The sequence below is a fragment of the Paenibacillus sp. J22P15 genome (genome assembly GCF_056269345.1).
This window is the reverse complement of sequence record NZ_JBWDNT010000012.1, coordinates 11,833-38,742: the sequence shown is the minus strand read 5'-3', so window position 1 is coordinate 38,742 and position 26,910 is coordinate 11,833. Positions and strand designations below refer to the sequence as shown.

Sequence of the window (26,910 nt, the reverse complement as noted above, 5' to 3'; positions counted from 1 at the left end):
TATTCTCTCCTCAGTCAATCTTGATGAAGATCTTGTCATCTTCAATCTTTATAGGATATGTTTTTAAAGCTTCGCAAACTGGCGTACGCTTTGCTTCACCCGTTGTATAATCAAAGCGACCATTATGCTTCGGACACTCAATAAGATTGCCCATCACAAGCCCGTCGGCTAAATGAACCCTCTCATGGGTACAATATCCATCTGTTGCAAAATAATCGCTTCTCGCGGAACGATAAATAGCAAACGTGCGATTGCCATGATCGAATCGGATAACATCCTCTTCATCAATCTCATCCACTTCACATGCTTCAACCCAACCTAATAAATGCTGCATAAGTACCCCCAAGTAAATAAGTGTTGGTTTGTTTAATAAGCTACTTTTTCTTCTGTTTGTACACCGTAATAATACGGGTGAGCCGTAGATGGCAGAGGACGATCAACCACATATGTCGGATCTTCCTTCTGTTTAATCAATGCTGCAATAACTTCTTTAAGAGCCGCCCACAGACTAGGATTTGGCGCTGGGTAATCGAACATCAATTCTTTGTGCAGAGCAGGCAAGGCGTGATAAGGTACCATCGGAAACATGTGATGCTCAATGTGATAGTTCATGTTCCAATAGAGGAATCTAAAGAAAGGATTCAAATAAATGGTACGTGTATTTAAACGATGATCCAGCACATCTTCATGCAGTCCCAAATGCTGAGTAAGTCCTACTAATAATAGGAGAATCGGTCCATAAAAAGTCGGAAGACCCACGAACATCAGCGGTAAAATACTGCCAATTTGGATCGACCAAATAATGAATCCTAGTAAGATCAACACCCAAATACGTGAAATCCAAACCGCCTTCTTATACTCTGACTCTGGCACATAATCCTGTTCTGACGGCGTAAGCTTGCCGAAACAGTGTAAGATAACGCTTTTGAGATCTCTAGCGCCTCCATAAATGTGTACAATTTCTCCAAAAATGATACGCCAAACAGGCGGTCTCGACATCGCAATTTCCGGATCGCGACCAACGATATACGTGTCAGTATGATGGCGAGCATGGCTCCAACGCCAAGGCGTTGGCGGTCTCAAGTCCATAAAGGAGGCAATTTGATAAAGGGCATCATTCATCCATGGTGTCTTGAATGCCGTGCCATGGCCACATTCATGCCATCTTGAATCCGCCATCGAAGCATAGCTAATTCCGTATATAGCGAACGCAGGTATTCCCCACCATGAACCCCATGCATAGTAGGCAAGTATCCCCGTTCCGATCAGCCAAAGGAACATTAAAATCGTATCCCTTATTGCAGGTCCATCCTTGCGCTTCATGAGCTCTTTGAGGCGCTTCCGTGGAATCGGGCTCACATACCATTCAGCAGCTGCTAAGCCTTTATCCTGTGCACGCTTGTTCTCTGGTCCTGTCAGCGAATAATCTCTTTTCGTATAGGTCGTAGACACTGTATTCCCTCCTTAATCATCATGTTAGCGCTTACTATTATAGTAAAAGATCAAAGGCTCATTGTCTTTGAATTAGCAAGACAGTCACTTGCACTATACAGACATTTCACTTTTAATGACTAAGTAATTCAGACAGTTGGGATTTACGAAATTTTCCTGGGGGGACGCCTATTTTGCGAGAGAAAACTCTTGTATAATAGTGCACCGATTCAAACCCAGTTTCCTGTGCGATATGACTGATAGTCCAATCGGTTTCGAGCAGAAATTCTATCGATTTACGAACCCTTCGTTCTTGCACATAATGAGCGAAGGATTGTCCGACTTTTGTGGCAAACAAGCGTGACAAATGTCGCTCGGTTATATGTAAATAGGCAGCTACCTGCTGAATATTTAGAGCTGACATGAGATTATCTTCGATAAATAGCTTCGCTCTCTCTAAGTAATATGAAGCAATTTGCTGATGCTCCGGAACCTCGTTGTTTTCACTCACATTTACAAATTCACTGCAAAAAGATATAAGCAATGCATACGCGTAACTGCTTATCATCTCCTTCATCATGGCACGATCCTGCTTGCATAGCGTAAATAGCATGCGCCACGTTTGCGCCGACACCGTTTCGTCAGCCATAGGCACAATAATTTTATTTAGATTCATCATGTGCAGATAACGATTCAATGTCGATTCTGTTGAACAAGCTGGATCCAGCTCGAAGGCAACATAGTAGAGTTCAATGCCTGACTCACTCTTAATTTGATGCCATTGGCCAGGCCTAGAGCAAAACAACGTCCCTTGCTGCAAGGGGTATTCTTCACCCGACTCCACATAACTCCCTTCCCCCGCTAGCACATAACAGACCTCAAAAAAGGAATGACGATGCATCGGATTATCAAAATGTTCAGGCACAGCCCCCCAATAATGCACCTTGAAGCTTAGATCTTCACCATGCAAATTTATGGCAGCTTCATTCAGTAAACGGCTCATCTTCTTGTAATCAGATTTAACTGCCATGGGGACCCCTTCCAATCTATAAATTTTACACGTTTACTCTACTGCTTATTATACAAAATGAGAAAGAAAAGCCCTCAAGATGAGGACTCTTTCACTTCAAGAACTATCTTGCACCCAATATGAAATCTACCTGAATAACAATTCGCGGACCCCTTTTGCCGTCACGTCCAGGCTGCCCTCGGGAATCGGATGGATGCTGTCTGGTACCCATTGATGAAACTGTTCTGGATTGTGTTGTAATATCGTATTCCATTGTTCAAAATGATCGATCAGACGCAGATCCCTTTCCTTGGCAACCAAGCGGTATACATCGTAGTAGTCATTAAAAATAGGTCGTGACTCCAGCGAAACTCCTACAGGAGGATTCATGGTCATCAGTACGATTTCGCATGCGGAATTAATTTCAAGAATTTGGTTAATCATAGATTTCAAACGGCTTCTGCATTGATCAATGGTCGTTTCATACGGCAAATAAGCGTCGTTGATGGCAAATTCGATAAAAACTAAATCGGGCTTATGAGCGAGCACCTTTTCCGACAAGTTGTCGATCGCCCACTGTGACCACATGGCGGCTTTCGCGCTGTTGATGACTGTAGCAAGTCCAGGATATCGCTCCTGTAGCTGAGCATTCATATCCTCCACCCAGGCTGCTCCATCAGTCAAGCTTGTTCCATATGTGACGATACACTGGCTTTTGCCAGCTTCAAGATTAGCAATCGTCTTCAAAGCATGCATGATTATATCCCCCACTTAAATTGAATCTGGAATAAATGTAGCTCAGATACGATTGTATTACAATTACCAAAAATTCGTTGGGACAAGAAAAGCCGCTTTCCTTCATCGAAAGAAGCGGCTTGTTTAATTAACTCATTTTTATTGACCGCTGCTGTAGGATCTTCACTCAAAGAGTCTTTACCGAGATTATGGAAATAACACCAAGAAGATTTATAGATAAATTCAACAAGAAGTAAGTGTCAGACGTCATTGTAATATTTTATAATTTCCTGCCATAACTAACAGTCATCATATACCAATCCATTAGTTCGCCGAACAAGCAAAGCGTGGCGCAAAAAAGCGGATAGAAGTCATTGTCCCCATCCAAATAAGTCTACAGCTCCCACACTCCCCCCCTCCACAAATCCCGCTACCGCCTACTCCCACAAGGCTTCCCGCCACTTTTCGCCTCCCATTCTTTATTACGTTAAACCACTGAAAGTTTGATGTGAAACCCGAAAAAAGACATGAGAAAACACAAAAATTCGAGGAAAAATCGAGTAAAAAATCGAGAAAAGCATGAAAGATCAAGGGATTTGGGGCGTTATCCTGAGAAAAAGGGATAGAAAAAAGCCGAGCGAGATTCAGGAGGAAATCCCGAAAATCGTCGGCTTATAGGTAAACTTATTTTGATGAGAGGTAAACTTTGTGGGATAAGTGCAGACTGAAATGGATGTCTACAGATACATCGTTGATTCTATCGGTCTAATGGATCTTATATCTCTTCACAATTAAAAATAAACTATACTCCGTTTAGCTTAATGAAGCACTGTTAGTCTAATACTTTTTTTTCTAACACCATATGTAGCTTTAAAATAAGGTTTGATAATTTATTTAACAAAAATACTTGACATTCCTTTGCGAACATCAAGTACTTTTGTAATAATGATTGATAAAAAGAATGATACATTATTAATGTACCTAAAAAGTTTTTATAATAAAGTTTGATAAGAATTAATATAGAAATGCTATTAAGTGTCAGCAGAAAATAAAGTATTAGACTGGATGTCTTTATTCCACGCGGCTTTTCGAATTATCATACCGTCAGACTCCATAAAATAAGTTTTAGACTGAGCCTAGAAATTGAAACAGCGACAGCCAAGGACGAGAAAATAAAGTCCTAGACTATCGCTGTTTTATTGAACTAACGTACCCGTTAGTTCAACGTACGATTGATTTTTTAATCGTTAATTTATATGAAGAATACTTTAAGTAACTTAGTATTTAATTTATCGAATTCCTTCAACAGGTCTTCAGCGTTATTAGAATATTTACTTTGTATATAAAACCTGCTACAGGTATAAAAAAGTGCACCTACCAATTCTTTAGAAACCAATCCTTCATTATCAATTGAATCTTTATAATCATCCAGAGTTATATGTAAAAGTTTAATTAAGTCCCGATCAATAATTGCATTTCCATTCTCTCCTTGATTTCCCCTTAGCTTCACAACCAGATCTTTACATATTTCTTTCAACCTTTTTTCCAAATCAATCTCCATACCCTTCCCTCCTTGAAATATGAATAATAGCATTCATGCCTATAATGGTTCCAATCCTAAATATACCACATATTGGAACTATCCTCCCCGTTAGCTTAACAAAGTAATGGAGCAACTGCCGCAGCAAACCCTTGTTTGTTTAACTATCGTTCCTCGTTATTGCAATGGCGATGATAAGTTTATGAAAAACTAGGGTTGGTTTTTGTAATGCAATTCGTCTTAGTAACTTTTTATGGAGCACTGCGTCTATAGTTTATAGAAATGAAAACCATTTTTGCCAAATTGAGAGGAGTTTTTTTATAATGAAGAAAAAAGTATTACTTACTGTTTTGTTTACTCTTCTGACGGTAAGTATGATTTTCGGTGTAGTGTATGCAAGTGGTGCAATAAAAATAGTTGTGAATGGTAAAAACGTTGCAGCTGATGTTGCACCACGAATGATTAACAATCGTGTTATGGTACCAATCAGTTTTGTTTCCAAGGCACTTGGTGCAGATATCTCATGGGATCAGAAAACGCATACGGTTGGAGTTATGAGCTATGGAATAACGCCTGTGGATGTTTGGAAAGAAGATGTGAATCTTATTCAATTCGACATGGCTGCAATAAATAATACTGTACAGGTATTCATGGCTGGAATGGACCAGGGTTTACCAGACCTTATTGAAAAATCAGTTACAAGTGATTTGGATGTTAATAAATTGGCGGAAGCACATTTTTCAATGGGACCAATCATGCTTTCTACTCAGATTGTTGATATAAGAAGATTAAAGGTGGCACAAGGGAAACCTTCAGAATTTCAAGTTAAAGTAGCGGTTCAAACTTGGACACTAGATGACATTACAATCATCGATTATTGGGATCTTACTGTAGTTCAAACTGGTGATCCTAATAAGATGGGGTATATAGTGAAAAAAATAGGAGAAAAAACTTCAACTCCGGTAGCTGAACATCGTGTATTCCCTGGATTTACTTACAAAATAGATCCGTTTTCGTCCAAGTGAGTATTGGTGTCTTTGCTCCCACCATTAGTAACCGAAATAAGCGAGTAATGGTTTGGCCGCTAATTATTTTCACTGTTGCAATTCAACAGCTGCCTTCTCGGTTCCAGTAGTAGCGGCAAGGGATATGTGACTTACAAGGAGTAATTAGCGTGGAATCACATGTCTATTTGGCTTTTATAGTTAGTCCGCGCGCATATCTAGTGTGATGTGTAATATTAATCTCGATTTTGCAGCCTTTTCAAGCTGACTAGACTCGATACCAGTATTGTTACCAGCTGTCGGATACATAACATTATCCCCCACAAATGACAAGAACATGATCCTATTCCCTGACCATGTTCCCTGCCAACCGGGAATCGGTGGGAGACCCACACCTAAGCTTCTTATCCGTACATTGCTGCAGCTCGTGTTTCTCGCGCGGTCCTCTTAGCGGGTTAAGTCTGCGGCTTGTTCATGTAGAACCGATAATTAACGATACAATTGATTAACAAAGGCAGCGTGAACTCTTTTCACGCTGCCTTTCCTTTATAACCGAACGCGTCGAGGTCACGACGTGGCTTCCACAGCTTGCGGCAATAGCCTCTCGTATTCCTTATATAGCACATAGCGGTGGACGCCTCTGGAGGACTGTACTGCTTCCCTAGCATGCTGGACTGCTGCTTCGCGGCGACCCGCTCTGAGCTCCATTTCGGCGAGCAGCGCAGATCTCATCCAGAACTTCTTGATGGACTGAAGGGTTTCTCGCGCTTGATCGCTTCTTCCGTCGTGTGATAGCAGGATCGCTTCGTAATACAAGCGATAATCGGATACCCGGATATATGGAACGGCTTCCCGAACGGCAATCATGTCTTTGCGATATACGCCGTAAGCCGCCTTGAACGGCGCCTGCGTCTCTCGCCGTTTATATTTGAGAATAAGCTGCTCCATTATCGATATCGCTTCATCCTCAAGCCTGTTCGCAAGGACAAAGTTGATGTAAATCGCTGGCGTTTTTTTCTGCTTGCACAGAAAGGTTTCCAGGCGGTCTATGCGCTTTTCCAGCAACAGAGCATAATAGAAGGGCAAAAGAAACACTAGAAAGGCGGCAACGGCAACGATTCCGACTGTCAGAACCGGAGAATAACCATTGACTGTCATGAATAGGGCAAATACGAACGCGACGATATAACATACTATTTTCCACCATATGGACCCCATAATCATTCTCCCTCGTACAGAGTAATTAACAATCAAGCAATCGTCATTATAACAGAATTCCCCTCTTTATAGATCGACCAAGTTGCGGCAAAAGGGCACAAGGCCACCGATCTTGCCGCAGCCTCGTCCTAGTTAGTTGGTGGAACTAACGTTTCCCGTTAGCTTAACAAAATCGCCTTTTTATTTCTCTAAAAACTCTTTCAATTAATGTCTATGAATCATAGTGATAAATTCAGTGGATCCTTTAATAAATTCGACTTCCTGGCTAAATCCAAATTTTTCATACAGGCGTATCGCTCTGTGATTAAACTTTGCCACCGTTAGCCTTTTTGGGAGATTCTCAAACGTTTTATTAATATGGCTAAGAACAACTCTAAAAAACGAAGTTCCAAATCCCTGACCTGTTAACTCGGGTCTCATTCCTATGCCAATATCGATAAAATCTTGGGAATATGTATATAAATCATTTGGAACTTGTGCTGATTTACCTACACAAAAGAAGCCGACTAACCCTTTTCCAGTTTCAAGTACAGCAAAATATGATTCTGCAAGCATTTCACTTACCGCTTTAGGGGTTAGTTCATTGTTGTAAAAGTCATATGGTTCATCGTACGTCCAACCTAATATATCGCTAGCAACATCTGCACTCATCTTGTCAATGAAAAGCTTCATAACGCACCCCCTAAATAACATTTCATTATTCAGAATACGCCAAACTTTTCCATTATCCTGCCCGTTAGTTTAATAAAACGAGCAGGCTACCGCAGTGCCTGCTCGTCGTTGTGTGCTATTGAACTAACGTTCCCCGTTAGCGTAACGATGGTTCAATAATTTTCGAGTTCCTGCTTTATATCATTCAGCAGCACGTGAACCTCAAGAACTGCAGAATCATCTCTGTTCCAAAAGATGGACGGCTTATGCTGTGCTTCCTCTATACCAGGTAACCAGTCATTAATAAACTCGTCCAATGAGATACTCTGTGCGTTATAATTAGACCACTCTTCAAAGGCACAATACTCCGCAAACTCTTTCTTTGGCCAGAATGGAATAAGCAATTTCCCGTTAATGTCTGAAGTGATTGCCCAACCGTCATCGTACAATCCCCAAACTTCTTCAGAGTCAGCAATCTTCTTAATAAAGTACTCATATCGAATATTCGCTGGAAGCTTGATGACGGCTTCGAATTCTTTCTGATTCAAAATATCTTCTCCTTAAGAATAGAACTAAAGTGTCCCGTTAGCTTAACGAAATGGCTACCACTCGGTAGCCCTTTCGTTGTTCAAAATCGTTCCCTGTTAAATTAACACTCACCGCCGTACTTTCTTGCCAACAGTGAGCCCTAGCCCCAACCAACGTCCTTCATCATGCAGAATAAAATCCTTTTCGCCATCGTAATATTGGAAATTATCGAGCATCCATTGGTAACCCTCACTGAAGTAATAGCTTTCCGTAATACAAAAACCTTGACCTCGAAGTAAATTACGATTCCAGTCCAACGTCCGAAGCCATTTTTTATAAGATTGAAAGATATCGAAATTTTCCAAACCAGGCGGCACTGGATTCAATGTACACATAGGCTCCGCAAAACCAAAAAAACCGTTAATACGAGTAACGCGTGTGATTTCTTCCAGAGCTTGTTTCCTATCCTCAATCATAAAAAAGGAACCGATACTAAAGACTGCATCAAATGATTCGTCAGGAAATGGCATAAGTTCAGCGTTCGCCTTCACTGCCAGAACGTTATTTTCTACGCCTAGAACTGATGCGTATTCTTGGATAACATTCAAATTTTCCCACAGTTCTAAAGTAATAACAGCTACTCCCCAATGTTTAGCTAACGTTGCCGCAACTTGACCAGTGCCAGCGCCTATTTCCAACACACGCATACCTGGCTTCAATTCTAAAGCAGTAATCAGTGGCAGAGCCATTTCGTATGATCCCGCGCCTAATGGAGTTGGGTTTTGGATATTTAGAAAAGGATTATTCAAGACATTTTTCTCCCTTATGGGGAGTCGCAGTTAAAGGGCTAATTATGCGCTGTGTTCCCCGTTTTTTGGCCCATTATAGTTATTACTTTTCATGTAAATCGCCTCCATTTCCTATATATTCCAATCCTATCATAAGATAATCAACGACACCAACGTTTTGACTATCCTGCCTGTTAGTTCAATATGAAATTCATTAACTTCAAGCAATTACCGACATTATATCGTCTTTGTCATCTTTTTCTAAAAGAGTTATATTTCCTTTTACAACCCTGAATTTCCAATAACTAAGAACAACCACATCATTGACTTTCATGTTCCAATCTTTGATAAGTGTAACTTCGTAAGTATCTTTATCGATTACAGCAACCTTTGTGGTTAACTCTAAATTTGCTTTTGAACCTAAGGGGCCTCCTATTGGGACCTTCATTTTCTTAGTTCCAGTCCGTTTAGGAAAATCCACATTTAAATGGGGTTCATTTAATTTATTAACTTCCGACAGAGTGAATCTTATTGCATCGGTTCGACTTAAAGAAGTATTGCAAGCGGTTAGTACAATGAGGCTTATTATTGTTGTGACGATAATTCTGAATCTCATCTTTTCATCCTGCCCCTTTTAATTCCTTTGATTATATTTATGAAGTGGAAGCCACCTTCAATGCATTGGTTGTTTTATTCTCAGCATTACTGCCCGTTAACGTAACGAAGGGCCGCCCGCTGGCAGCCTCATGGTATTGAACTATCGTTACCCGTTAGCTTAATGATTACTGCGATACAAGTAACTACGTTTCGCAGGGTTTTCCGTCTTAATCCACCTCGACGGAATGCCTCTGGCGGACCAAGGGACGAATAGCCCGATGCGTGAAAGGTGTTATTTGAAATACATTGATTGACTTACATGAGCTCTTCCTCATAAAATCGTCTTGATTTTTTCTTACCATCAATGATTAAAAAGTAAATGTGTTTTTCAGACTTGTAATGCCAATAAATATCTTCGACATGTCCTGTTTTCTCTGAATACATGACTTCTACTTGTACTCCAAAATGATACTTTGGTTCTTTAATTCTTTTGAAATCATCAAAATGTATTTTCAGTTCGGTTCTACCATTTTGAATAATTAGATGTTTATTTTGTATTGACTTGCAAATGTAGACTTTCGATTGATATACACCCCAAGCATTTAAGAAAATATCCATGTTATCTTCCTCTTTTACATGTTTTCAGGGTATTCAGCTACCGTCTTAATTAATCTTAACGAAGCTTCCATATTTGAGGTATTCGCGAAGTGAATTAAACTATCCTGCCCGTTACTTCAATGAAAATAGGGAGCAACTGCCGCGGCGGTCTACTCCCTGTCTGATTGAACTATCGTTCCCCGTTAGCTCAATAATCAATATATAATGAGTTGATATTTCCAATAAGCTTAAGGGAACGATATTTCCTCTTCATGATCATTCCACTTTAGCTTTATTAAAATTGTTTGCTCTTTCAATAGACCACTTTCACCCAAGTTAGTAACCAACTTATATATGAAACCTGTGGTTTTATCCCTGGAGCTGCCGATTCCACCTTTACACTTTCTGTGGTTACTCGTAATATGATAGCTCAAGGTTTTGATGAAAGTCTCCTCTCCAATATACGTTAACTTCCAAGTCACTCTACCCGAACCCATATGTTGCATCAGTTCTACTTGCCAGTTGTTACTTTGTCCCTGAAGTCGATATACTTCTTTGCGCTCTGTAGGTTTTTCTATAACTGATTTTGATAGATTGATATGAATTGAGCCGTCATTTCCTATACTTGGTGCATTCTGCTTCAGTTCGAAATCTTCACAAAAATAATCAGGTGGTGGAGGATAATCAAAGCTACTGTTATCGTAATACTCCCCTTCATCGCCTTGAACGCGAGCTCCGATCCTCTCCGCCATTTCAATCATAAGACCAATTACGCGCTCGTCCGCTCCACACAGTGTAATACGCCCACTCTGAAACAGGAAAGGAATTCCTTTATATGTTTCCATAATATGAGCAATCATGAGCAATTCATTTGATGTAATGGGAAGATTCTCACTATCAATCCAGTGATTGGATTTAGTAATATGCAGATCATAACTCACAGAGATTTCTCCTTGATCAGAAAGTTTATATTTTTGTGATTTCATCTTCTTAATAAGATTTGATCTAAACTATCAAATAAGCCTTATGTTACCATAATTAGAACTAAATTTCTTATCTCAACGAGGCTGCCGTTCCTCGGCAGCCTCGTCCTGTTGATTGTTACGCAATAGTTTCCCATTAGTTTAACAACATCGCAAAAAAGGATTATTTTTCACTACTGAAATTTTTGATAAAAGCAACCCCACCCATTATAAATACAAGGAGAATTATCAAATATACATAACCAGGTACATAATCATTACTGACACTCTGTTGCATTGAGATAGCTTCATTTATTACTTTTATTAATGCAAATGTTAACAATGCAAGCCCCATTAGTAAAAATCCAATTGATTTCATTTTATGACCTCCCTTCAAAATCCGTTTGATTTAACAAGAGAGCCTTAAATACATTCGCTAAACAAGCCCCTTTCCTTCACGCAATCCTGCCCGTTAGCCTAATAAACAAGGAGAAGCTGCCGCGGCATACTGCTCCTTGTTTTGTTCAACTAACGTTACCCGTTAAGTTAATAAATTAATTTATCGTTTTATTCACTTGTGATGAGTTCCACATTATCATGCGTGACATTATATGATGCTATAAAGTATTTGGAAGACAGAAGAATTGCAATTTCTTTCTGATAGTCTATCCCTGGTATTTGATAAACTTTTTTTGAACCGAACACCTTGTTGGATTCTGTTGTACCTAAAGGCTTTCCAATTGATACAACTTGTTGCCCAGTTATTTTATAATCTTGTTGATTCCACTTAACATGACTTGGAAGCAATCCGATTCTTTCTTTTTTTACTTGAACAGATGTTGCTAGTTGAGAATTACCACAAGCAGACAAAATAAACAGGAAAATTAGAATAACAAACTTAAACTTCATCATTGACTCCTCCCAGTTACTTGTATCATTTAATCCGATATGGCGTTCTCCTAATTTATTTCTATGACAGGGGAGTATTTAATAGAATTTATTTGTCCAATTAGAGTTAAATTATGTAAATTGATAGCCAACTCAACTATCCTGCCCGTTAGTTGAGAAAACGGCAGCCAGATTCACGGCAGCCGTTTCATCGTGTTTATTCGATAATATCCTTCAGCGAAAGCCCCTCAGGAGATGTGTCACTGTAACTTTGGTGGTAACCATCCTGTTTCCAACTATCAAGCACAGAGGTATTGATGATGGTTTTATCCTTCAGATATAAAAACTGCGGATCGTGCTGCTGCAACCACAGCCTTGCTTCTTTGATATCTGTTTTTCCAGGAATAACAATAGACTGCGGAATCAGATCAAATAGATTGTTGTTGGTTTCACGTTTTTCATACAATCGAGTAAAAACAGAGGTGTGATCATTGAACACGTCAAGCGATTCATCCACCAGTCTGTAATAAAAGCTTTGCACTTTTGCATTTTGATCGGCAGGAAATGGTCTCTCGAACCGAAGTAACCTAAGAATGCGCTGATCGTTCTTGAACCATTTGCTCTGCTCATAGACGACCGTATAAGAAATATTAGTTGCGGAATCATCACTTACCTCGTTGTAATGTTCCAGTGTGCTGGGGATCATGTTTTCGCCTGCAGGACTAATTGAAAGGCTATATTTATTCATGCATTTTCCAGTTCCGAAAACTCTGTCCGCCTTGATTTCCTTTGGTTGAAAAACTACGATACAGACACCCGTTAAAAGGGTGGCACAGCTCAGTCCGACAGACAACCATATTTTTTTCATTATCCCCACCTTATATTTCAAAACTTCTTGTTATTAAACGAATATCAAAGCATTTTGTTGCGTTAAACCGATAGGGCTTTTTTATAACTATACTGTCCGTCAGCATAATCTCACCGTCTAACTGCTTTAAGATATGTGTCCTCATTTTTTACTGCAATAGCCTCTATCACGTCGTTATCTTTGATTTTATAAAGTTCAGTGCCGATTTGGTATGTGTTTGAGAAAGCGTCTTCAACATAGTGCTCGCCACTTTTATTTGAGTACGACTTTACTTCTCCAACTTTTTGTTCAATGTCTTGGTCATTGACTTTTTCATCAGTTACCCTCAAATTTAATCCCTGAAAAATGATAATCTTCAATGATTGACTATCTGATGCTTCTGGGTTTTTAGTATCAGTACATGATGATACTATTCCAATGGACAGGATAAATAGTAATAATATAATGGTTTTTTTCTTCAAGAAGATTAAGCACCCCGTTCTTTTGGATTCAGTAATATCAGACGAATCCTATTTGCATTATGTTGCCGTAACCTGCCCGTTAGCGTAGCGAAGGGCTGGCGCGAGACAGTCCTTCAGCATTGTGCTATCGTGTCCCATTAGCTTAACAAGTGATGTAGCTAAACGAGAAAGCTTTGCTTTTTCAAAGTCTAATTTTCAAGTAGGTTGTTGCTGAAATTGTATTTCGCAGTTTCAAGCATATCTACAGGTGTCTAATAAAGTAGCATCATATTTTTCGCTTCTCCAAGTGGTAAAATTCACTCTTTCTTTTCAAGCAATTCTCTTACTACCCTGATCTCAAGCTTAATATCACTTATCTCTTTTCTTAATTCTTTACTTAGGTTAGACCTATCAATCGAGTATTTAATAATACTAGTTAAAATTAGGAAGACAATTCCCAGTAATACTAAAATCCAAACAACCCCCATTGGATTAAACATGCTCATATACATTCTCCTTTTGATTCATTTAGTTTTGTTACACATAACTGCCAGTTAGTTGAGTGAAAAATGGAGCATCTGCACCGCGGCAGCATGCTCCACTATCGTTCCCCGTTAGTTTAACAATCCTACCCCAGAAGCGTTAACACTTGAATATATGTAATGGTTCTTTCTAAAGATAAATGCTTCTTTTTCCTTAGTGAAACCAATCTTTTCTGCAACACGAATTGATGCAACATTTTTGGGGTCAATGATACTTATCAATTTATTCAATGATAATTTATTTAAACCAAATTCCATACAAGCTCTTGCTGCTTCTGATGCATAACCCTTTAACCAATATTCCTTATTGATGTGGTATCCAATTTCAACTTCTGTCTTATCATCAACTTGTTGTTTTACAAGTCCACAATCGCCTATAAGTTCATTATTATCCTTTAAACATACAGCCCAATGTCCATAACCATCTTCGTGGTATCTGTTTAAATTCCGTTCAATCCAGTCTTCAGTTTGATGGATACTAAAGGGAGCTGGATAAAATTCCATCGTTTGAGGGTCTAAGAAAATCCTGTGGAGAGGAATACAATCATCTTTTTTAAATTGTCTTAATAGTAGTCGTTGAGTTTCTAAAATCATTTAACATTTAAAAGAGCCGAGGAAATGCTTGAGAATGCAGGCGTGGAACTGGTCTCTGGGATTCAGAAAAGGTAGGGGAAATGATCAGGGAATGCCTGAGGAAAAGGTTTGGCGGCTTTGAAGGGGGTGACTGGGGAAAAGAGCGAGAAAAAAGCCGAACGAAGATCAGGGGAAACCCTGAAGATCGGTCGGCTCAGCGTTAAACTTTAAGTGCTTAGGGGTGGACTTGTGGTAGTTGGAGAATTATTTTGCGGTCTACAGATTATGACAATATTTATTATAAGAAGTTTGCGAAGTATTGCAGATTTATAATCAAACAATCAACTTATCGACCATAAGAAAACTTTCCGTTAATAAATAAAAAGAAGCCTTGATTTTACAGCATTTCGGCTGAAATCAAGGCTTATCTTTGTGACACATTTTAGTTATAATTCGGTGACATTATTAAATATAACTTGTGACAGTATTAGTTATAACTCACAAACAAATATCTATGAGATAACCAGTCCCTACTCCACCGTAACACTCTTAGCCAAATTCCGCGGCTTATCCACGTCATGCTCAAGAGCTAGAGAAGCATAATAGGAAATCAGTTGAAGCGGAATAACCGACAGTGCTGGCGACAAGATCGGAAGTGTCTTCGGAATTGCGAATAGCTCGTCGACAGATTTCGCTACCTCTTCCTCTGCACCTTCGTTCGCTATGCCGATAACATGAGCACCGCGCGCTTTTACTTCTTTAATGTTGCTAAGTGTTTTCTCGTACAGCTCTTCTTGCGTAACAAGAGAGATAACCGGAATACCATCCTCTATGAGTGCCAGTGTTCCATGCTTCAGTTCTCCTGCTGCGTACGCCTCAGAGTGAATGTACGAGATTTCCTTCAGCTTCAGCGATCCCTCTTGTGCGACTGCATAGTCAACGCCGCGGCCGATGAAGAACAAATGTTTGTGATGCGAGATCGATTCTGCAACTTGTTTAACCACGTGCGCTTGCTCTAGAATGCGCTCAACTTGTGCCGGAAGCTCGTTCATAGCTGCAATAACTTCTGCAATATATGAAGCTTCTTTTGTCTCAAGCGTACCTGCTAGATGTAGACCAAGCAGATAGAAAGCAATCAACTGCGAGCTGTATGCTTTTGTCGAAGCAACCGCGATTTCTAGACCTGCCCAAGTAATAAGTACATGGTCCGCTTCGCGGGCTACCGAGCTGCCTACTACGTTCGTGATCGCAAGGACACGAGCACCGTTGCGCTGTGCTTCACGTAGAGCTGCAAGTGTATCAGCGGTTTCGCCTGATTGGCTTACAACGATAACGAGTGTATCCGGTGTAATGATCGGTGAGCGGTAACGATACTCGGATGCAACATCCGTCTCTACCGGGATGCGAACAAGCGACTCAATGACCGTTTTACCGACAAGACCCGCATGGTAAGCCGTTCCACAGGCTACGATCTGTACTTTACGAATCGATTTAATATATTCAGCAGACATACCTATCTCTTTTAAATCAACGGATTTGCCGTCTTCCGTAACACGGCTCATCATTGTATCGCGGTATGCTTTTGGCTGTTCATGAATTTCTTTCAGCATGAAGTGATCAAATCCAGCTTTCTCTGCTGTTACTAGATCCCAATCGACATGAAATATTTCCTTGGAAATACTTTCGCCTTCAGTCGTCATCACTTCGACAGCATCGCGTGTCAGGATTGCCATTTCGCCGTCGTTCAAAATATATACGTCGCGCGTATGCTCCAAAATAGCTGGAATATCCGAACCAATGAAGTTTTCGCCTTCTCCAACACCGATAACAAGCGGGCTTGCATAGCGAACCGCAACGAGACGCTCAGGTTCAAACTCTGTCAAAACGCCTAACGCGAACGCTCCACGCATACGTTTAACTGCACGCTGAACAGCTTCTGCGATGTTGCCGTTATATTCATCAGCGACGAGATGGGAAATGACTTCCGTGTCTGTCTCCGATACGAAAACATGCCCCTTAGCCGTCAATTCTTCTTTCAGGTTCAAATAATTTTCAATAATACCGTTGTGAACAACGGAGAATTTAGCCGAGTTGTCCGTATGTGGATGCGAGTTCACATCAGATGGTTTACCATGAGTAGCCCAGCGCGTATGACCGATTCCTACAAATCCTTCGAGCGGTTCTTCGCGCAGCAATCCCTCAAGATTCGCGAGACGTCCTTTGGACTTCGTAATTTCGAGCCCGTTTTTCGTGAAGACAGCGATACCAGCGGAATCATAACCCCGGTACTCCAACTTCTTCAATCCTTCGAGCAAAATGTCCTGCGAGTCGCGTTTACCAATATATCCTACAATTCCACACATAATTTAATAGGCCTCCGATAGGTTATTTCCCCGTCCTAATCGGATGCCGCCAATGCGTGGCACAGGCACTATGAAGTTGTCACAAAATAATCCGAATGAGTGCGGAAAATGTAACCCCACTGCCCATGCCCACCCCGCTGGTGGCATCTTGGACATACGGGAGTAATGAATAATCGAAGCCTGCTGCACGATTGTATGACCGGTCGCCCGGACGTTTTACGTAACAGCTTTCGGTTGGCTTGTAATACCGGAAGGTCCCCGCCGAATGTTTCGAACACCTTCACCTCGTCAGCTTCCCGTATGAACACCCGCTTCAAGCAATTTTTCCCGCTCTACCACCGATCGTTCATCACGCAAGCTCTGGCGCTTAATCTATTGTTTAACCTCGATCCTCGCTTTCCTTCTTGAATCACACTACCTATCATATTCATTTTCCAGTTGGTATGCAACCTTTCGTCGAAAATAGATGCAAACATTTCCCAAAATAATACGCAAAAAGGCCTGTCGGCTCCAAGAACCGACAAGCCCTCGACCTTATTTTCTCTAGGATTAACCTAGTTCACGTTTAACGACATCAGCTATTTGATCCACGTAAGCTTCAACCTGATCTTTCTCCGGTCCTTCAGCCATGACGCGAATCAAAGACTCGGTACCAGATGGACGAACAAGCACACGGCCGTTGTCGCCAAGCTCAAGTTCAACACGTTTAACTGCTTCTTCAATCGCGGTATTGCCTTGATACAAGCTCTTGTCTGCTACTCGTACGTTCACAAGCTTTTGCGGGTATTTACGCATAAGCCCTTTGAGCTCGCTTAGCTTCTTGCCGGAAGCTGCAATCGTATCAACAAGCTGCAGCGCTGTAAGAATGCCATCACCAGTCGTAATATGATCTAGGAAAATAACATGGCCGGATTGTTCGCCGCCTAGGTTGAACCCGCCGCGACGCATTTCTTCCATTACGTAACGGTCGCCTACTGCTGTTTGCGCTGTTTTCAGACCAATGCGCTCCGCGCCCTTGAAGAAACCGATGTTCGCCATAACCGTCGTAACAACCGTATCTTCCTTAAGCTTGCCTGCCCGCTTCATCGCATCACCGATGATGCACAAAATAAAGTCACCGTCTACTTCTTCACCATTCTCATCAATGGCAATAAGGCGGTCAGCATCCCCGTCAAAAGAAAGCCCAAGGTCTGCCCCATGTGCCAGTACCTGCTCGCGCAAATATTCAGGATGCGTCGAACCAACGCCAGCATTAATATTCAAACCGTCCGGCTCAGCGCCAACTGTAATAATGTCCGCTCCAAGCTCGCGGAATACAGAAGGAGCCAGCTCGTAAGCGGAGCCGTTCGCGCAGTCCAACACGATTTTCAGACCTTTAAAATCGCCTTTGATCGTTGTTTTCAAATAATCCAAATAACGCTGTTTAGCGCCTTTATCGCTTGATACCGCTCCGATATCCCCGCCCTCAGGACGCGGCAATTCATCAGTTAGAGCATCAATTAACCGCTCGATTTCGAGCTCGGTATCATCCGACAATTTAAAGCCGTCGCCAGCGAAAAATTTAATGCCGTTATCCTCTACAGGATTATGTGATGCGGATATCATAACGCCTGCGTCAGCATTCAACTCACGCGTAATATAAGCAACTGCTGGTGTGGATACGACACCTAGACGTACTACACTTGCGCCAATCGATAATAAACCTGCAATAAGTGCTGATTCAAGCATTGGACCGGAGATACGTGTATCTAACCCGATTACTACTTTAGGCTTGTGAGCCTTATGTGTAAGAACATAGCCGCCGCAGCGACCGATTTTGTATGCTAGCTCAGGTGTCAGCTCGCGATTCGCAACGCCCCGAACACCGTCAGTACCGAAATATTTCCCCATATTTAAAAAGCTCCTTTATCATATATTGCTTTCGTTATTTTTAAATTATTCTGCTCTGTTATTTAAGGATTCGCAGGCGAACCGCCTGCTGCGTTGCCGTCTCCATCGCCAGTCTCCTCACTGGTATCCGGAGGCGGTGTCCCAGTAGGCGGCGGAGACTCCTCTGTCGGAGTGCCTCCGACCTCCTCCGAGTCTTCACCACCCGACCCTGGAATCGAGTCGTCTGTGATTTCAACGGTTACAGTCAATGTTTGCCCATCAGCGAGTACTGGCTGCACATAGGCGGGCACATCGACCTGAAGCGTGATGACATGTGTTCCAGGCGCTAGACCCTCTATATTCGCGATCAGGCTGATTGCATCAGCTTTAAGTGCAGTCAGCACCGGTTCTGCACCGCTAACGGTTAAATCTATCTTTCCATCCGCCGGTGTCTTGATTGCAGCGGACACCCCTTCAGCAGTACCCTCTATCGCAACATCCATTCCTTTAAAGGTTCTAGTCACTACTGGAGCGACAACGACCTCCAGCGTTATCTCTGCCGGATCAATCCCTTTAATGCCATCGATTAATTCCGTCTTCACCTTGACGTTTCCTGTCTGCTTCACCTTCGAGAGATCAAGCACGACCCCGTCATAAACCTGGAGTCCGTCTAACACCTTCTGTTCGCCGTAAACCGTCACCTTATCGATTGCAGGCTTCACTGACACTAAGCTTAGTCCATCAGGCAATGTACCCGTATAGCGCACCTGCAGAGGCAGCTGCTTGAGGGGAGGCGTTACCTTGACTTCGACATGCAGCGTTTCCGGAGAGACGATCGCATTCGTCATTTCTATTCCATCTATATCATATACGACAACTTTCGACTTTTTGTTCACAACCGATTTATCTGCGCCTTCGACATTAATCTCTGTCGTTACAGCTCCGACTCTGTTCATATCATCCTTAGGCAGCGTAATCTCAACGCCTGTCGTTGGAGCGACAATGGTCGCATCGCCGACAATATAACCTTCAGCAGGCTTTCCTTCTACCACAACCTGAGGCTCGAATGTCTTCGTTACAATTTCTTCGATCTGTACCGTAACGGTACGAGGCGACATCTCTACAAGCGTAACCCCTTTTGGCAGTTTTACAGTCAGGGGCAATTCCTGAATGCCTGCTTTTACGTTCCGCAAATCCACCTTAACGACATAATCATCTACCGAAGAAGCATTGAACAAAACGGTGAGCCTTCCTTGCACATCAAGCCGAACAACGGTAGGCTCCATTGCTGTAAGCACGTATTTATCTGTATCTAAACCATCTGTCGTAATAACCGATGCTTCGATTGTTTTTGTATCAATATTCGATGTGGCCGTCTGTGGTGATGTGTCAGGATCAATATGTACAACAGCCCAGAGCAGCAATCCGACAATAACGGAAATGATTTTGAGTGAGGTAGGGTGACTAAGCCATTTATCCATCACGGCCTCCTTTCCGCTTCCAGAGCGACGAGATCGTTACACGTTCCTTCGTGCGACCGTTCGTCTTCGGCGTCAGCTCATCAAAGAGCTTCGAGATCAGCGATTCCTCATTAATATCTCTTACAATCATACCGCCAAGCGATAATGATATCTGCCCCGTTTCTTCCGAGACAGTTACCGATACCGCATCTGTTACCTCACTCACTCCAATGGCAGCACGGTGGCGTGTTCCAAGCTCCTTGCTTATAAAAGGATTCTCGGACAAAGGCAAATAACAGCCCGCGGCCATAATTTGATTAGACCGAATAATGACAGCCCCGTCATGGAGCGGTGTATTCGGTGTGAAAATGTTAATCAGCAGCTCCGATGTAATTTTTGATTCCATGCGGATGCCTGATTCAATCAATTCACTAAGTCCTGTGCTTCGCTCAAATACGATTAACGCCCCGATCTTTCGTTCGGCCATAAATCGTACAGCCTTAATGACGCCGTCAATTTGTTCATTAACGACATCCCGATCGAGTGAGAAGGAGCGCGCAAACAGCTTACCACGGCCGAGCTGCTCCAATACACGTCTAAGCTCTGGTTGGAAAATAATGAGCACGCTCACGATTCCGAATGTGAACATCTGATTCATTAGCCATTTGAGCGTATACAGATTGAACCAAGTACTGATCGCCCATACCGCAACGAGAATAAAAATCCCTTTCAAAAGCTGAACTGCACGGGTTCCGCGCACAAGCAAAATCATTTTATAAATAATAAAACTGACTATGCCAACATCGATGATGTCCTTTATATAGTCATGCCATGTTAAATCCGAGAAATAACTCATATGCCAACCCCCAACAGCCGTCCCCTTATTCTTATCTAATTTCGGTTTTCAACCTTATTATTTTCTATATATGGGATTGGAAATCCTTTTTTTCAAAAAAAATAAAAAATGCCCCCCTACAAGAGGGAGGCAGCTTACTTTAACGAGCGTTACCGCCAAAAGTTTGCGTAACCTTATACCAGAACCAATCAAGTGCTTGATCGATCGTTCTGCTCTGCCCCGCAATATGACCAGTAGAAGCTAAATTCAAGGTGCCGTCAATAACGGTTACGTTACCATCAACCTCGCCCTTAACATCAGCTACTCCGTTCTCAACGGTCAAGTTACCCGTTAGATGAGCACCCTCGGGTACAATGACTGTATTACCTTCTATAATGACCTGCTGAAGATCCTCGCCAGCTACAATCAGCTTGGTATCCTCTTCCCACATCGTGAAGAAGCTGCCTAACATAACCAGCACAAACACAGCAGCGGCAGTGACTCCGGGGTACCGATAGATAAAACGTACGATTCCGTTTCTCTGCAAACTCTTCTTCTTCGGCAGCTGCTCCATAATTCGCTGGTTCAAAAGCTCCGATGCCTTCTTGTCATAATCCGCCGCAGGTTTAACCGCTTCTAAAGTCTGGAACACCGAGGCGTCCGTAATCTGGAGCTGTTCAAACCGGCTGCGACAAGCGGGACAGGAAAGCAAATGAGATTTTAACGTTACGATATCTTCACGCGGCAGCTCGCCGTCCAAATAATCATGCATCCATACGATAGCGACGTTGCAATTCATAGCAGCCAGTCCTTTCTTTCAGTTGCTCGCGCATTAAGTTCTTATCTCGCTATTAGGATACGTTGTTAGCAAGAAGGATGTTTCACTTTTTTTCGAATTCGTATAAGTAATCTTTACAAGTAGAGATTAAACCTGGATTTCTCCCAAAAAGAAGCCTATGTCCATGACATGGCCTTCCTTTGACGAATCGTGTTTTTATTTTTCTTTATAGTTTATGCTCGAGCTTCTTCCGAAGAAACTCTCTTCCGCGATGAACACGGGTCTTGATTGTTGTGACCGGCATATCCATCACGTCGCCAATCTCCTGCAGCGACAGATCCTGCATATATCTAAGCGTCATCACGCTCTTATATTTCGGGGGCAACGATGCGATAGCGGCATGAATAATTCGCTGCGTATCTGACAGAAGAAGCTCTGATTCAGGCGTCCGATTATCGCTTGGTATCATCGAATAACCATCAAGTCCTTCATGTTCGGATGACTCCGCATCCAGCGAATAAGTCGGCTTGCGCTTACGCAGGCGATCAATACATAAGTTCGTAGCAATTCTATATATCCATGTAGAAAATTTCAAGGTTTCATCATATCTATCCAGGTTTTTGTAAACGCGAAGAAAGGTATCCTGAACAACATCCTCCGCCTCCTGGCGACTGTTTAACATTCGATAAGCCATATGAAAGAGCTTGTCTTGATAGAGGTCTACAAGCTCAGCAAAAGCCTGCTGATCGCCTTTAAGCGATAATTTCGCTAGGCGTGCTTCCAATACAATCACCTAAACTCCTCCAAACCTTCCATTCGATCGGTTGATCGCCTTGCTCTATTTTTTGCGATTATCATGTTCTCAATGCCATGCACTAGAAAAATCGTAATGCACATGAACTGAAAAAGCAAGACAATTGAGAAAGATACTTCCAATATACACTGCTATAATTACTTTTCGGTCTAATAATTATATCGGTTTGATCTGCAGTCAGCAATCGACCTTAGACTAGTTGTTTTCAGACTTTTGGCTAGGAATCGTATAAATCAGAACGAAAAAGGTCTAGGAGACATATGCTCCCAGACCGTTTTCTCATATTGCGCCTCAATTTAATTAGAGGGTATTTGTTTTAAGCTGCTCCAGCACCTTCGTGATCGTCGTAGTCGGGATTGCAAAGCCAATGCCTTGCGCCTCAGCATTAACCGCCGTGTTGATGCCGATAACCTCCCCCTTCTCATTGAGAAGCGGTCCTCCGGAGTTGCCCGGATTAATGGATGCATCTGTCTGCAGCAAATGCTCGTAATCGTGATTACCTTCCTCGTCTGCAATGGTGATTGGACGCTCTTTCGCACTTAGCACACCCATAGTCAGTGTCTGATCAAAGCCATATGGATTGCCAATTGCGATGACCCAGTCACCGATTTGTGTCTGATCTGAGTTTCCGAGCTTAAGCGCTGGGAATGCTTTGCCATCCGGACTTTCCACCTTCAATACCGCCAAGTCCAGCTCGTAGCTCGAACCAAGCACTTTAGCCGTTAACGGCTCATCATAGCCTTGGACGGTAACCTTAACTTCTTTCGCATCGGCTATAACATGCTCGTTGGTCAGAATATAACCATCCTGCTCAAAGAAAAATCCAGTACCTGAACCTACCAGAGCCAGCTCAGCAGAACGTTGCTCCTGTTCTTGCTGCTGTTGCCCGTCTCCAAAAAACTGTTGAAAACGCGGGTCATCGAACATCGAGTTCGAACGTGCAGGCTCTGCATAGTTTTCTATCTTCACTACCGCTGGACTTGCTGCTGCGTAGATAGCAGCAATATCTTCACTTGTATTTAACGATACATTAGTCAAGCCCGCTTCCTGCTGTGCTGAGCTAACTACACTGGGATCTGTGCTCTGCATCGCCTGCTCCTTGCCTGTGAACAGATTGTTTTTATCCGCCATGTAAGAGAGCCCGCCAATGACGAACGCACCGATCAAGAACGAAGCAAGCAGCGTTTTCAAAGAGCTGCCCCCTGCGCGTTTCGAACGATTTTTTTTATCTTTGTCCGAACTGATCCTACTCTCTCGCAGCTCAAGCTCCCTCTCATAAGATGCTCTAAGCTCATTTGTCGATTTGTTAGATTCATAAATATAAGCAGTGACAGGAGTCCGGTTCACTTCATTCGATGTATGGTTCGACGTATTCCGCATATAAGTATCATCGCTCGTATTCGTGCGTTTGTTTTCCTCGTTCATCACTATCATCCTCTCAATGGTAGGTTGCTGTTCCCTATGTACCTATCATGCAGGATGTACCTTAAACGAAACTTAAGCGGTTTATAAATGAACATAAGAAAATGGTGCTTAGGCGGATAAGCTAATCCCGGCCTAACGCAACCATTCTCCATCGGTGCTCATGCGCCATACCCGTTTGCCGTAAATACCACCACCTTAAACGGATTCCTTTCTAGCATGCATCAGCCAGACATAACGATTAAGCTGCTGAAATGAGACTTCGAAGCCATTGGCTTTGCATATTCTTTCGAGCACATTAATCGTTGTATAGTATTCGCTCTGCAAATCCTGAAGCAGATTCAAATAACCTGCTTGCTCTGCGTCGGTCTTGATTTGTTCGCGTGATTCTTCATTCTCATAAACACCATCCGCAAAAATAAGTTGTCCCCGCTCTCCAAGCAGTGTGCTGTAAAAAGCGACAGCCCGCTCCTTCTCCGTATCTGTCAAATGATGAAAGGCATATGTGCTCACGATTGTATCCAGTTGAACCGGAATAGACGGGAACTGTAAAAAATCGCCATCCAGCAGCACAGCATTCAACTCTCTTTTTGCAAATTCCTTTCGCATTCCTGACGACGGTTCAACTGCATAAACGCTGTTGCACTGCCGAAGAAGCTTCTCCGTCAAATTGCCCGTTCCGGGGCCAAATTCAAGCACTGTACCATAGGAGAGATCCGCTACTGTCTCGAGAATGGAGTCATAGCCTCGGAAAACCTCCTCATATTCCTTGTCATGCCCGCTTACCGTTTGATCATACTGTTCCGCCCAATGGTCAAACAGATCGATAAACTCTCTTCCCATCGCCTTATCCACCCTTCAAAAAGGTCTAATTCCTACTAAATTCATGGAATTAAGCATGTATTTATTCAGCATATGAGAATTGGTACGCTCCTGCGACAGAATAACTTCTCCTAACGCAAAAAAATGCCAGCCGCGGTGTAGGCACCGTGACTGACTTTTCTATTGTTATTCATTAGATCAATCGATATTGACGGCGGAAGACCGTCGGAGCTACGCCTTCCATCTTTTGAAACAATTTGGTAAAGGCATGAACCGAGGAAAAACCGTACCGTTCGGCGATCATCGTTACCGTATCGTTCGTACTTAGCAGGTCGTTCCTGGCTTTGTTGATACGGCACCGATTCCAATACCATTTGGGCGTAAAGCCGGTATGCGTCCGGAAAAGCGCATGGAAATGGCTGCGGCTAAGTCCAAGCTTATCCGCCCAACCCTCGACGTCTTCATATTCACCACCTGCCAGCCGTTCCATCGATGTTATCAGCTTGGTAATGCGCGGATCTGTAATATCGGATTGACGCCTAGCTAGCCGATAGACTTGGTGAAGCAGGAGGTTGAAATGACCAGTGATGGCTAGTGAATTCGGATAATTCTCGTGATCGAGAACCGTTAAATCGGGAGATACCACCTCGAACTCAGACGTTACCGCCTCGAACAATCCTTTCCATATGCTAATTGAATCCACGACTAACGAGTAAGGAATCCCACATTCGAGCTGTACGTCGGTCAAACGATCATCTGATTTCTCGGAACATTGACACAATAAATCATTGGGAATCCGTATCCCTGTCTTCAATCGATAGGTCCATTCGAAAAATACACAACGAAACGTGAGTGGACTATCCACATCCACCTCCCAAGTGTGGGCTACGCCAGGCTGGATAAATAACAAAGTTCCTGGCTGCAACCGTATATTCGGGCGGTCTTCGTAGATGATGCTGCCACAGCCGGACTCGATGAGATACAGGGAGGGGACATAACAGATCCGTGGACCATGCCGATCGCCCGCGAGCAAGGGGACACGAATCGCGAATCGTACAAATGGACAAACGAACATAGGATTGAAAGTAATCACCAACCTTTATTGTAATATTATCATACAATCGGATAAATTAAATATTTTCAGACAAAGACAGAATGTCCCGCATCAAATCATAATGATGTTATAAGCGAGAGTGAACTCGCGCCGAGAGGATGAGCTGAAGTGCCAAATGCAAATGGAATACCGACGCAAGATGACGTTAAATTTTTCAAGGAAAATGGCTACTGGGTGTCTCCAAAAATTATCGACGATGAAAGGCTGTCCATGCTTCGCGAAAGAATGGAGAAAGTTTACCGGAACGAATTCGAAACGGGAACGCCTCCCGAAGCCATCTGGAGCTACGAAAAAGGTCACCCGAAAACGCTTCGCAAAACAGATATGGCGAGCTATGCTGACTTAACGATCCGTGCACTCGCCCTCGATCCGGTGATCGGAGAGATTGCCGCTGCTTTGACGGAGAGCGATACAATCCGTTTCTGGGCCGATCAGCTTCTGCATAAACCTGAACGATCAGGAGGACATGCTTCAAACGTCGGTTGGCATCAGGACTATACGTATTGGAAGTGCTTTCAGAACCCAGAGACGCTGCTTACTGCATGGGTAGCTTACGATGACGTTGACGAAGAGAATGGCTGCATGATGATGGTGCCGGGCAGCAACCACTGGGGGCTGCTAAATGGCAGTGACTTTTACGAACAAAATTTAGATAATCAAAAAAATGGTATGAACGTGCCTGCGGGACAAGTGTTTCGGACTGCGCCGATCGTTATGAAAGCGGGTCAAGTCAGCTTCCATCACAGCTTGACATTACACGGAAGCGGACCTAACATTTCGGACCGGGTACGCCGCTCGTCGGCGCTTCACTTAATGACCGGCGAAACACGCTTTCGGTACGATGAGCGACACATGTACTTATCGATTAAACAATTTATTGCTTCAGGCGGCAAAGATGGCGATATCGTTCAGGGAGACATGTTCCCGATCACTCACAAAAAAGGCGAAACGGCATAATTGAAGGAAGTGCACCCCTTAGAATAGACATTGGAAAACCCCCTCAGGTTTATCCGATAAAATTCTAGGGGGTGCATTTTTTATGCAATTACGCCTTTTTCATGA

Annotated in this window: 29 protein-coding genes; 2 read left to right on the top strand and 27 right to left on the bottom strand. The window is 42.7% G+C overall.

All coding sequences use genetic code 11. The features are described 5' to 3' along the window. Positions 1 to 10: 10 nt before the first annotated feature. The 5 genes from AC0YN6_RS21065 to AC0YN6_RS21045 form a co-directional block, all read right to left on the bottom strand. Positions 11 to 334: a MocE family 2Fe-2S type ferredoxin gene (locus tag AC0YN6_RS21065; protein WP_475749250.1), complete on the bottom strand. Its 324-nt coding sequence runs from the start codon at positions 332 to 334 to the stop codon at positions 11 to 13. A gap of 32 nt (positions 335 to 366) precedes the next feature. Beyond that, complete coding sequence (locus tag AC0YN6_RS21060; RefSeq protein WP_475749249.1) at positions 367 to 1,452, bottom strand: fatty acid desaturase family protein; 1,086 nt, start codon at positions 1,450 to 1,452, stop codon at positions 367 to 369. Positions 1,453 to 1,564: 112 nt separating this feature from the next. Then, positions 1,565 to 2,461 (bottom strand): AraC family transcriptional regulator, encoded by an 897-nt coding sequence (locus tag AC0YN6_RS21055; RefSeq protein WP_475749248.1) that lies wholly within the window; start codon positions 2,459 to 2,461, stop codon positions 1,565 to 1,567. 126 nt (positions 2,462 to 2,587) lie between these two features. Further along, the gene (locus AC0YN6_RS21050) at positions 2,588 to 3,196 is read right to left on the bottom strand and encodes an SGNH/GDSL hydrolase family protein (protein ID WP_475749246.1); all 609 of its coding nucleotides are present in this window, start codon (positions 3,194 to 3,196) and stop codon (positions 2,588 to 2,590) included. Between the two features lie 1,231 nt (positions 3,197 to 4,427). Next, the gene (locus AC0YN6_RS21045; RefSeq protein ID WP_475749244.1) at positions 4,428 to 4,736 is read right to left on the bottom strand and encodes a hypothetical protein; all 309 of its coding nucleotides are present in this window, start codon (positions 4,734 to 4,736) and stop codon (positions 4,428 to 4,430) included. Positions 4,737 to 5,038: 302 nt separating this feature from the next. Here AC0YN6_RS21045 and AC0YN6_RS21040 point away from each other — a divergent pair, with 302 nt between their 5' ends. Further along, positions 5,039 to 5,740: a copper amine oxidase N-terminal domain-containing protein gene (locus AC0YN6_RS21040; protein WP_475749242.1), complete on the top strand. Its 702-nt coding sequence runs from the start codon at positions 5,039 to 5,041 to the stop codon at positions 5,738 to 5,740. 546 nt (positions 5,741 to 6,286) lie between these two features. On the opposite strand, the gene AC0YN6_RS21035 is transcribed toward AC0YN6_RS21040, so the two are convergent. The 22 genes from AC0YN6_RS21035 to AC0YN6_RS20930 form a co-directional block, all read right to left on the bottom strand. Next, on the bottom strand, positions 6,287 to 6,937 hold the full coding sequence (locus AC0YN6_RS21035) for a hypothetical protein (protein ID WP_475749240.1): 651 nt from the start codon (positions 6,935 to 6,937) through the stop codon (positions 6,287 to 6,289). A 204-nt stretch (positions 6,938 to 7,141) separates the two neighbouring features. After that, complete coding sequence (locus tag AC0YN6_RS21030) at positions 7,142 to 7,609, bottom strand: GNAT family N-acetyltransferase (protein WP_475749238.1); 468 nt, start codon at positions 7,607 to 7,609, stop codon at positions 7,142 to 7,144. A gap of 152 nt (positions 7,610 to 7,761) precedes the next feature. Beyond that, positions 7,762 to 8,136, bottom strand: coding sequence for a DUF2750 domain-containing protein (locus AC0YN6_RS21025; RefSeq protein WP_475749236.1), 375 nt, complete (start codon positions 8,134 to 8,136; stop codon positions 7,762 to 7,764). Positions 8,137 to 8,244: 108 nt separating this feature from the next. Then, positions 8,245 to 8,925 (bottom strand): class I SAM-dependent methyltransferase, encoded by a 681-nt coding sequence (locus AC0YN6_RS21020; RefSeq protein WP_475749234.1) that lies wholly within the window; start codon positions 8,923 to 8,925, stop codon positions 8,245 to 8,247. 199 nt (positions 8,926 to 9,124) lie between these two features. Further along, on the bottom strand, positions 9,125 to 9,520 hold the full coding sequence (locus tag AC0YN6_RS21015) for a hypothetical protein (protein ID WP_475749232.1): 396 nt from the start codon (positions 9,518 to 9,520) through the stop codon (positions 9,125 to 9,127). Positions 9,521 to 9,816: 296 nt separating this feature from the next. After that, the gene (locus AC0YN6_RS21010) at positions 9,817 to 10,119 is read right to left on the bottom strand and encodes a hypothetical protein (protein WP_475749230.1); all 303 of its coding nucleotides are present in this window, start codon (positions 10,117 to 10,119) and stop codon (positions 9,817 to 9,819) included. A gap of 227 nt (positions 10,120 to 10,346) precedes the next feature. After that, a complete protein-coding gene (locus AC0YN6_RS21005) occupies positions 10,347 to 11,039 on the bottom strand; it encodes a hypothetical protein (RefSeq protein WP_475749228.1) in 693 nt (230 codons plus the stop codon). A 205-nt stretch (positions 11,040 to 11,244) separates the two neighbouring features. After that, positions 11,245 to 11,439, bottom strand: coding sequence for a hypothetical protein (locus AC0YN6_RS21000; protein ID WP_475749227.1), 195 nt, complete (start codon positions 11,437 to 11,439; stop codon positions 11,245 to 11,247). Between the two features lie 188 nt (positions 11,440 to 11,627). Continuing rightward, positions 11,628 to 11,972 carry a hypothetical protein gene (locus AC0YN6_RS20995; protein WP_475749225.1) on the bottom strand — a complete coding sequence of 115 codons (345 nt, stop codon included), beginning with the start codon at positions 11,970 to 11,972 and terminating at the stop codon, positions 11,628 to 11,630. A gap of 193 nt (positions 11,973 to 12,165) precedes the next feature. Next, positions 12,166 to 12,816 (bottom strand): hypothetical protein, encoded by a 651-nt coding sequence (locus AC0YN6_RS20990; RefSeq protein WP_475749224.1) that lies wholly within the window; start codon positions 12,814 to 12,816, stop codon positions 12,166 to 12,168. A 110-nt stretch (positions 12,817 to 12,926) separates the two neighbouring features. Then, positions 12,927 to 13,277 (bottom strand): hypothetical protein, encoded by a 351-nt coding sequence (locus AC0YN6_RS20985; protein WP_475749223.1) that lies wholly within the window; start codon positions 13,275 to 13,277, stop codon positions 12,927 to 12,929. Positions 13,278 to 13,573: 296 nt separating this feature from the next. Continuing rightward, positions 13,574 to 13,762 (bottom strand): hypothetical protein, encoded by a 189-nt coding sequence (locus tag AC0YN6_RS20980; protein WP_475749221.1) that lies wholly within the window; start codon positions 13,760 to 13,762, stop codon positions 13,574 to 13,576. Positions 13,763 to 13,870: 108 nt separating this feature from the next. Beyond that, on the bottom strand, positions 13,871 to 14,392 hold the full coding sequence (locus tag AC0YN6_RS20975) for a GNAT family N-acetyltransferase (RefSeq protein ID WP_475749219.1): 522 nt from the start codon (positions 14,390 to 14,392) through the stop codon (positions 13,871 to 13,873). A 509-nt stretch (positions 14,393 to 14,901) separates the two neighbouring features. Next, on the bottom strand, positions 14,902 to 16,734 hold the full coding sequence (glmS, locus tag AC0YN6_RS20970; protein WP_475749218.1) for a glutamine--fructose-6-phosphate transaminase (isomerizing): 1,833 nt from the start codon (positions 16,732 to 16,734) through the stop codon (positions 14,902 to 14,904). A gap of 549 nt (positions 16,735 to 17,283) precedes the next feature. Next, complete coding sequence (gene glmM, locus AC0YN6_RS20965; RefSeq protein ID WP_475749217.1) at positions 17,284 to 18,624, bottom strand: phosphoglucosamine mutase; 1,341 nt, start codon at positions 18,622 to 18,624, stop codon at positions 17,284 to 17,286. Between the two features lie 62 nt (positions 18,625 to 18,686). Continuing rightward, positions 18,687 to 20,084, bottom strand: coding sequence for a CdaR family protein (locus tag AC0YN6_RS20960; protein WP_475749215.1), 1,398 nt, complete (start codon positions 20,082 to 20,084; stop codon positions 18,687 to 18,689). Then, positions 20,077 to 20,919, bottom strand: a complete 843-nt coding sequence (gene cdaA / locus AC0YN6_RS20955) for a diadenylate cyclase CdaA (protein ID WP_475749213.1) — start codon at positions 20,917 to 20,919, stop codon at positions 20,077 to 20,079. The genes AC0YN6_RS20960 and cdaA overlap by 8 nt, the downstream gene beginning before the upstream one ends. Before the next feature lie 139 nt (positions 20,920 to 21,058). Continuing rightward, positions 21,059 to 21,697, bottom strand: coding sequence for a zf-HC2 domain-containing protein (locus tag AC0YN6_RS20950; RefSeq protein WP_475749212.1), 639 nt, complete (start codon positions 21,695 to 21,697; stop codon positions 21,059 to 21,061). Positions 21,698 to 21,902: 205 nt separating this feature from the next. Then, the gene (gene sigW, locus AC0YN6_RS20945; RefSeq protein ID WP_475749211.1) at positions 21,903 to 22,469 is read right to left on the bottom strand and encodes an RNA polymerase sigma factor SigW; all 567 of its coding nucleotides are present in this window, start codon (positions 22,467 to 22,469) and stop codon (positions 21,903 to 21,905) included. Between the two features lie 321 nt (positions 22,470 to 22,790). Then, complete coding sequence (locus AC0YN6_RS20940) at positions 22,791 to 23,915, bottom strand: S1C family serine protease (RefSeq protein WP_475749209.1); 1,125 nt, start codon at positions 23,913 to 23,915, stop codon at positions 22,791 to 22,793. 195 nt (positions 23,916 to 24,110) lie between these two features. Continuing rightward, complete coding sequence (locus AC0YN6_RS20935) at positions 24,111 to 24,755, bottom strand: class I SAM-dependent DNA methyltransferase (RefSeq protein WP_475749207.1); 645 nt, start codon at positions 24,753 to 24,755, stop codon at positions 24,111 to 24,113. A gap of 172 nt (positions 24,756 to 24,927) precedes the next feature. Then, a complete protein-coding gene (locus AC0YN6_RS20930) occupies positions 24,928 to 25,827 on the bottom strand; it encodes a helix-turn-helix transcriptional regulator (protein ID WP_475749206.1) in 900 nt (299 codons plus the stop codon). A gap of 129 nt (positions 25,828 to 25,956) precedes the next feature. Here AC0YN6_RS20930 and AC0YN6_RS20925 point away from each other — a divergent pair, with 129 nt between their 5' ends. Continuing rightward, positions 25,957 to 26,805: a phytanoyl-CoA dioxygenase family protein gene (locus AC0YN6_RS20925; protein ID WP_475749205.1), complete on the top strand. Its 849-nt coding sequence runs from the start codon at positions 25,957 to 25,959 to the stop codon at positions 26,803 to 26,805. Positions 26,806 to 26,910: the final 105 nt, after the last annotated feature.

What these genes read in the sequence shown, in the direction of transcription:
- AC0YN6_RS21000 (WP_475749227.1), bottom strand. Translation starts at nt 11,439, where the DNA reads ATGAAATCAATTGGATTTTTACTAATGGGGCTTGCATTGTTAACATTT.
- AC0YN6_RS20940 (WP_475749209.1), bottom strand. Translation starts at nt 23,915, where the DNA reads ATGAACGAGGAAAACAAACGCACGAATACGAGCGATGATACTTATATG.
- AC0YN6_RS20980 (WP_475749221.1), bottom strand. Translation starts at nt 13,762, where the DNA reads ATGAGCATGTTTAATCCAATGGGGGTTGTTTGGATTTTAGTATTACTG.
- AC0YN6_RS20990 (WP_475749224.1), bottom strand. Translation starts at nt 12,816, where the DNA reads ATGAAAAAAATATGGTTGTCTGTCGGACTGAGCTGTGCCACCCTTTTA.
- AC0YN6_RS20995 (WP_475749225.1), bottom strand. Translation starts at nt 11,972, where the DNA reads ATGATGAAGTTTAAGTTTGTTATTCTAATTTTCCTGTTTATTTTGTCT.
- AC0YN6_RS21040 (WP_475749242.1), top strand. Translation starts at nt 5,039, where the DNA reads ATGAAGAAAAAAGTATTACTTACTGTTTTGTTTACTCTTCTGACGGTA.
- AC0YN6_RS21015 (WP_475749232.1), bottom strand. Translation starts at nt 9,520, where the DNA reads ATGAGATTCAGAATTATCGTCACAACAATAATAAGCCTCATTGTACTA.
- AC0YN6_RS21010 (WP_475749230.1), bottom strand. Translation starts at nt 10,119, where the DNA reads ATGGATATTTTCTTAAATGCTTGGGGTGTATATCAATCGAAAGTCTAC.
- AC0YN6_RS21030 (WP_475749238.1), bottom strand. Translation starts at nt 7,609, where the DNA reads ATGAAGCTTTTCATTGACAAGATGAGTGCAGATGTTGCTAGCGATATA.
- AC0YN6_RS21065 (WP_475749250.1), bottom strand. Translation starts at nt 334, where the DNA reads ATGCAGCATTTATTAGGTTGGGTTGAAGCATGTGAAGTGGATGAGATT.
- AC0YN6_RS20935 (WP_475749207.1), bottom strand. Translation starts at nt 24,755, where the DNA reads ATGGGAAGAGAGTTTATCGATCTGTTTGACCATTGGGCGGAACAGTAT.
- AC0YN6_RS21055 (WP_475749248.1), bottom strand. Translation starts at nt 2,461, where the DNA reads ATGGCAGTTAAATCTGATTACAAGAAGATGAGCCGTTTACTGAATGAA.
- AC0YN6_RS20975 (WP_475749219.1), bottom strand. Translation starts at nt 14,392, where the DNA reads ATGATTTTAGAAACTCAACGACTACTATTAAGACAATTTAAAAAAGAT.
- AC0YN6_RS21045 (WP_475749244.1), bottom strand. Translation starts at nt 4,736, where the DNA reads ATGGAGATTGATTTGGAAAAAAGGTTGAAAGAAATATGTAAAGATCTG.
- AC0YN6_RS21035 (WP_475749240.1), bottom strand. Translation starts at nt 6,937, where the DNA reads ATGGGGTCCATATGGTGGAAAATAGTATGTTATATCGTCGCGTTCGTA.
- AC0YN6_RS20960 (WP_475749215.1), bottom strand. Translation starts at nt 20,084, where the DNA reads ATGGATAAATGGCTTAGTCACCCTACCTCACTCAAAATCATTTCCGTT.
- AC0YN6_RS21050 (WP_475749246.1), bottom strand. Translation starts at nt 3,196, where the DNA reads ATGCATGCTTTGAAGACGATTGCTAATCTTGAAGCTGGCAAAAGCCAG.
- glmM (WP_475749217.1), bottom strand. Translation starts at nt 18,624, where the DNA reads ATGGGGAAATATTTCGGTACTGACGGTGTTCGGGGCGTTGCGAATCGC.
- glmS (WP_475749218.1), bottom strand. Translation starts at nt 16,734, where the DNA reads ATGTGTGGAATTGTAGGATATATTGGTAAACGCGACTCGCAGGACATT.
- AC0YN6_RS20950 (WP_475749212.1), bottom strand. Translation starts at nt 21,697, where the DNA reads ATGAATTGCAACGTCGCTATCGTATGGATGCATGATTATTTGGACGGC.
- cdaA (WP_475749213.1), bottom strand. Translation starts at nt 20,919, where the DNA reads ATGAGTTATTTCTCGGATTTAACATGGCATGACTATATAAAGGACATC.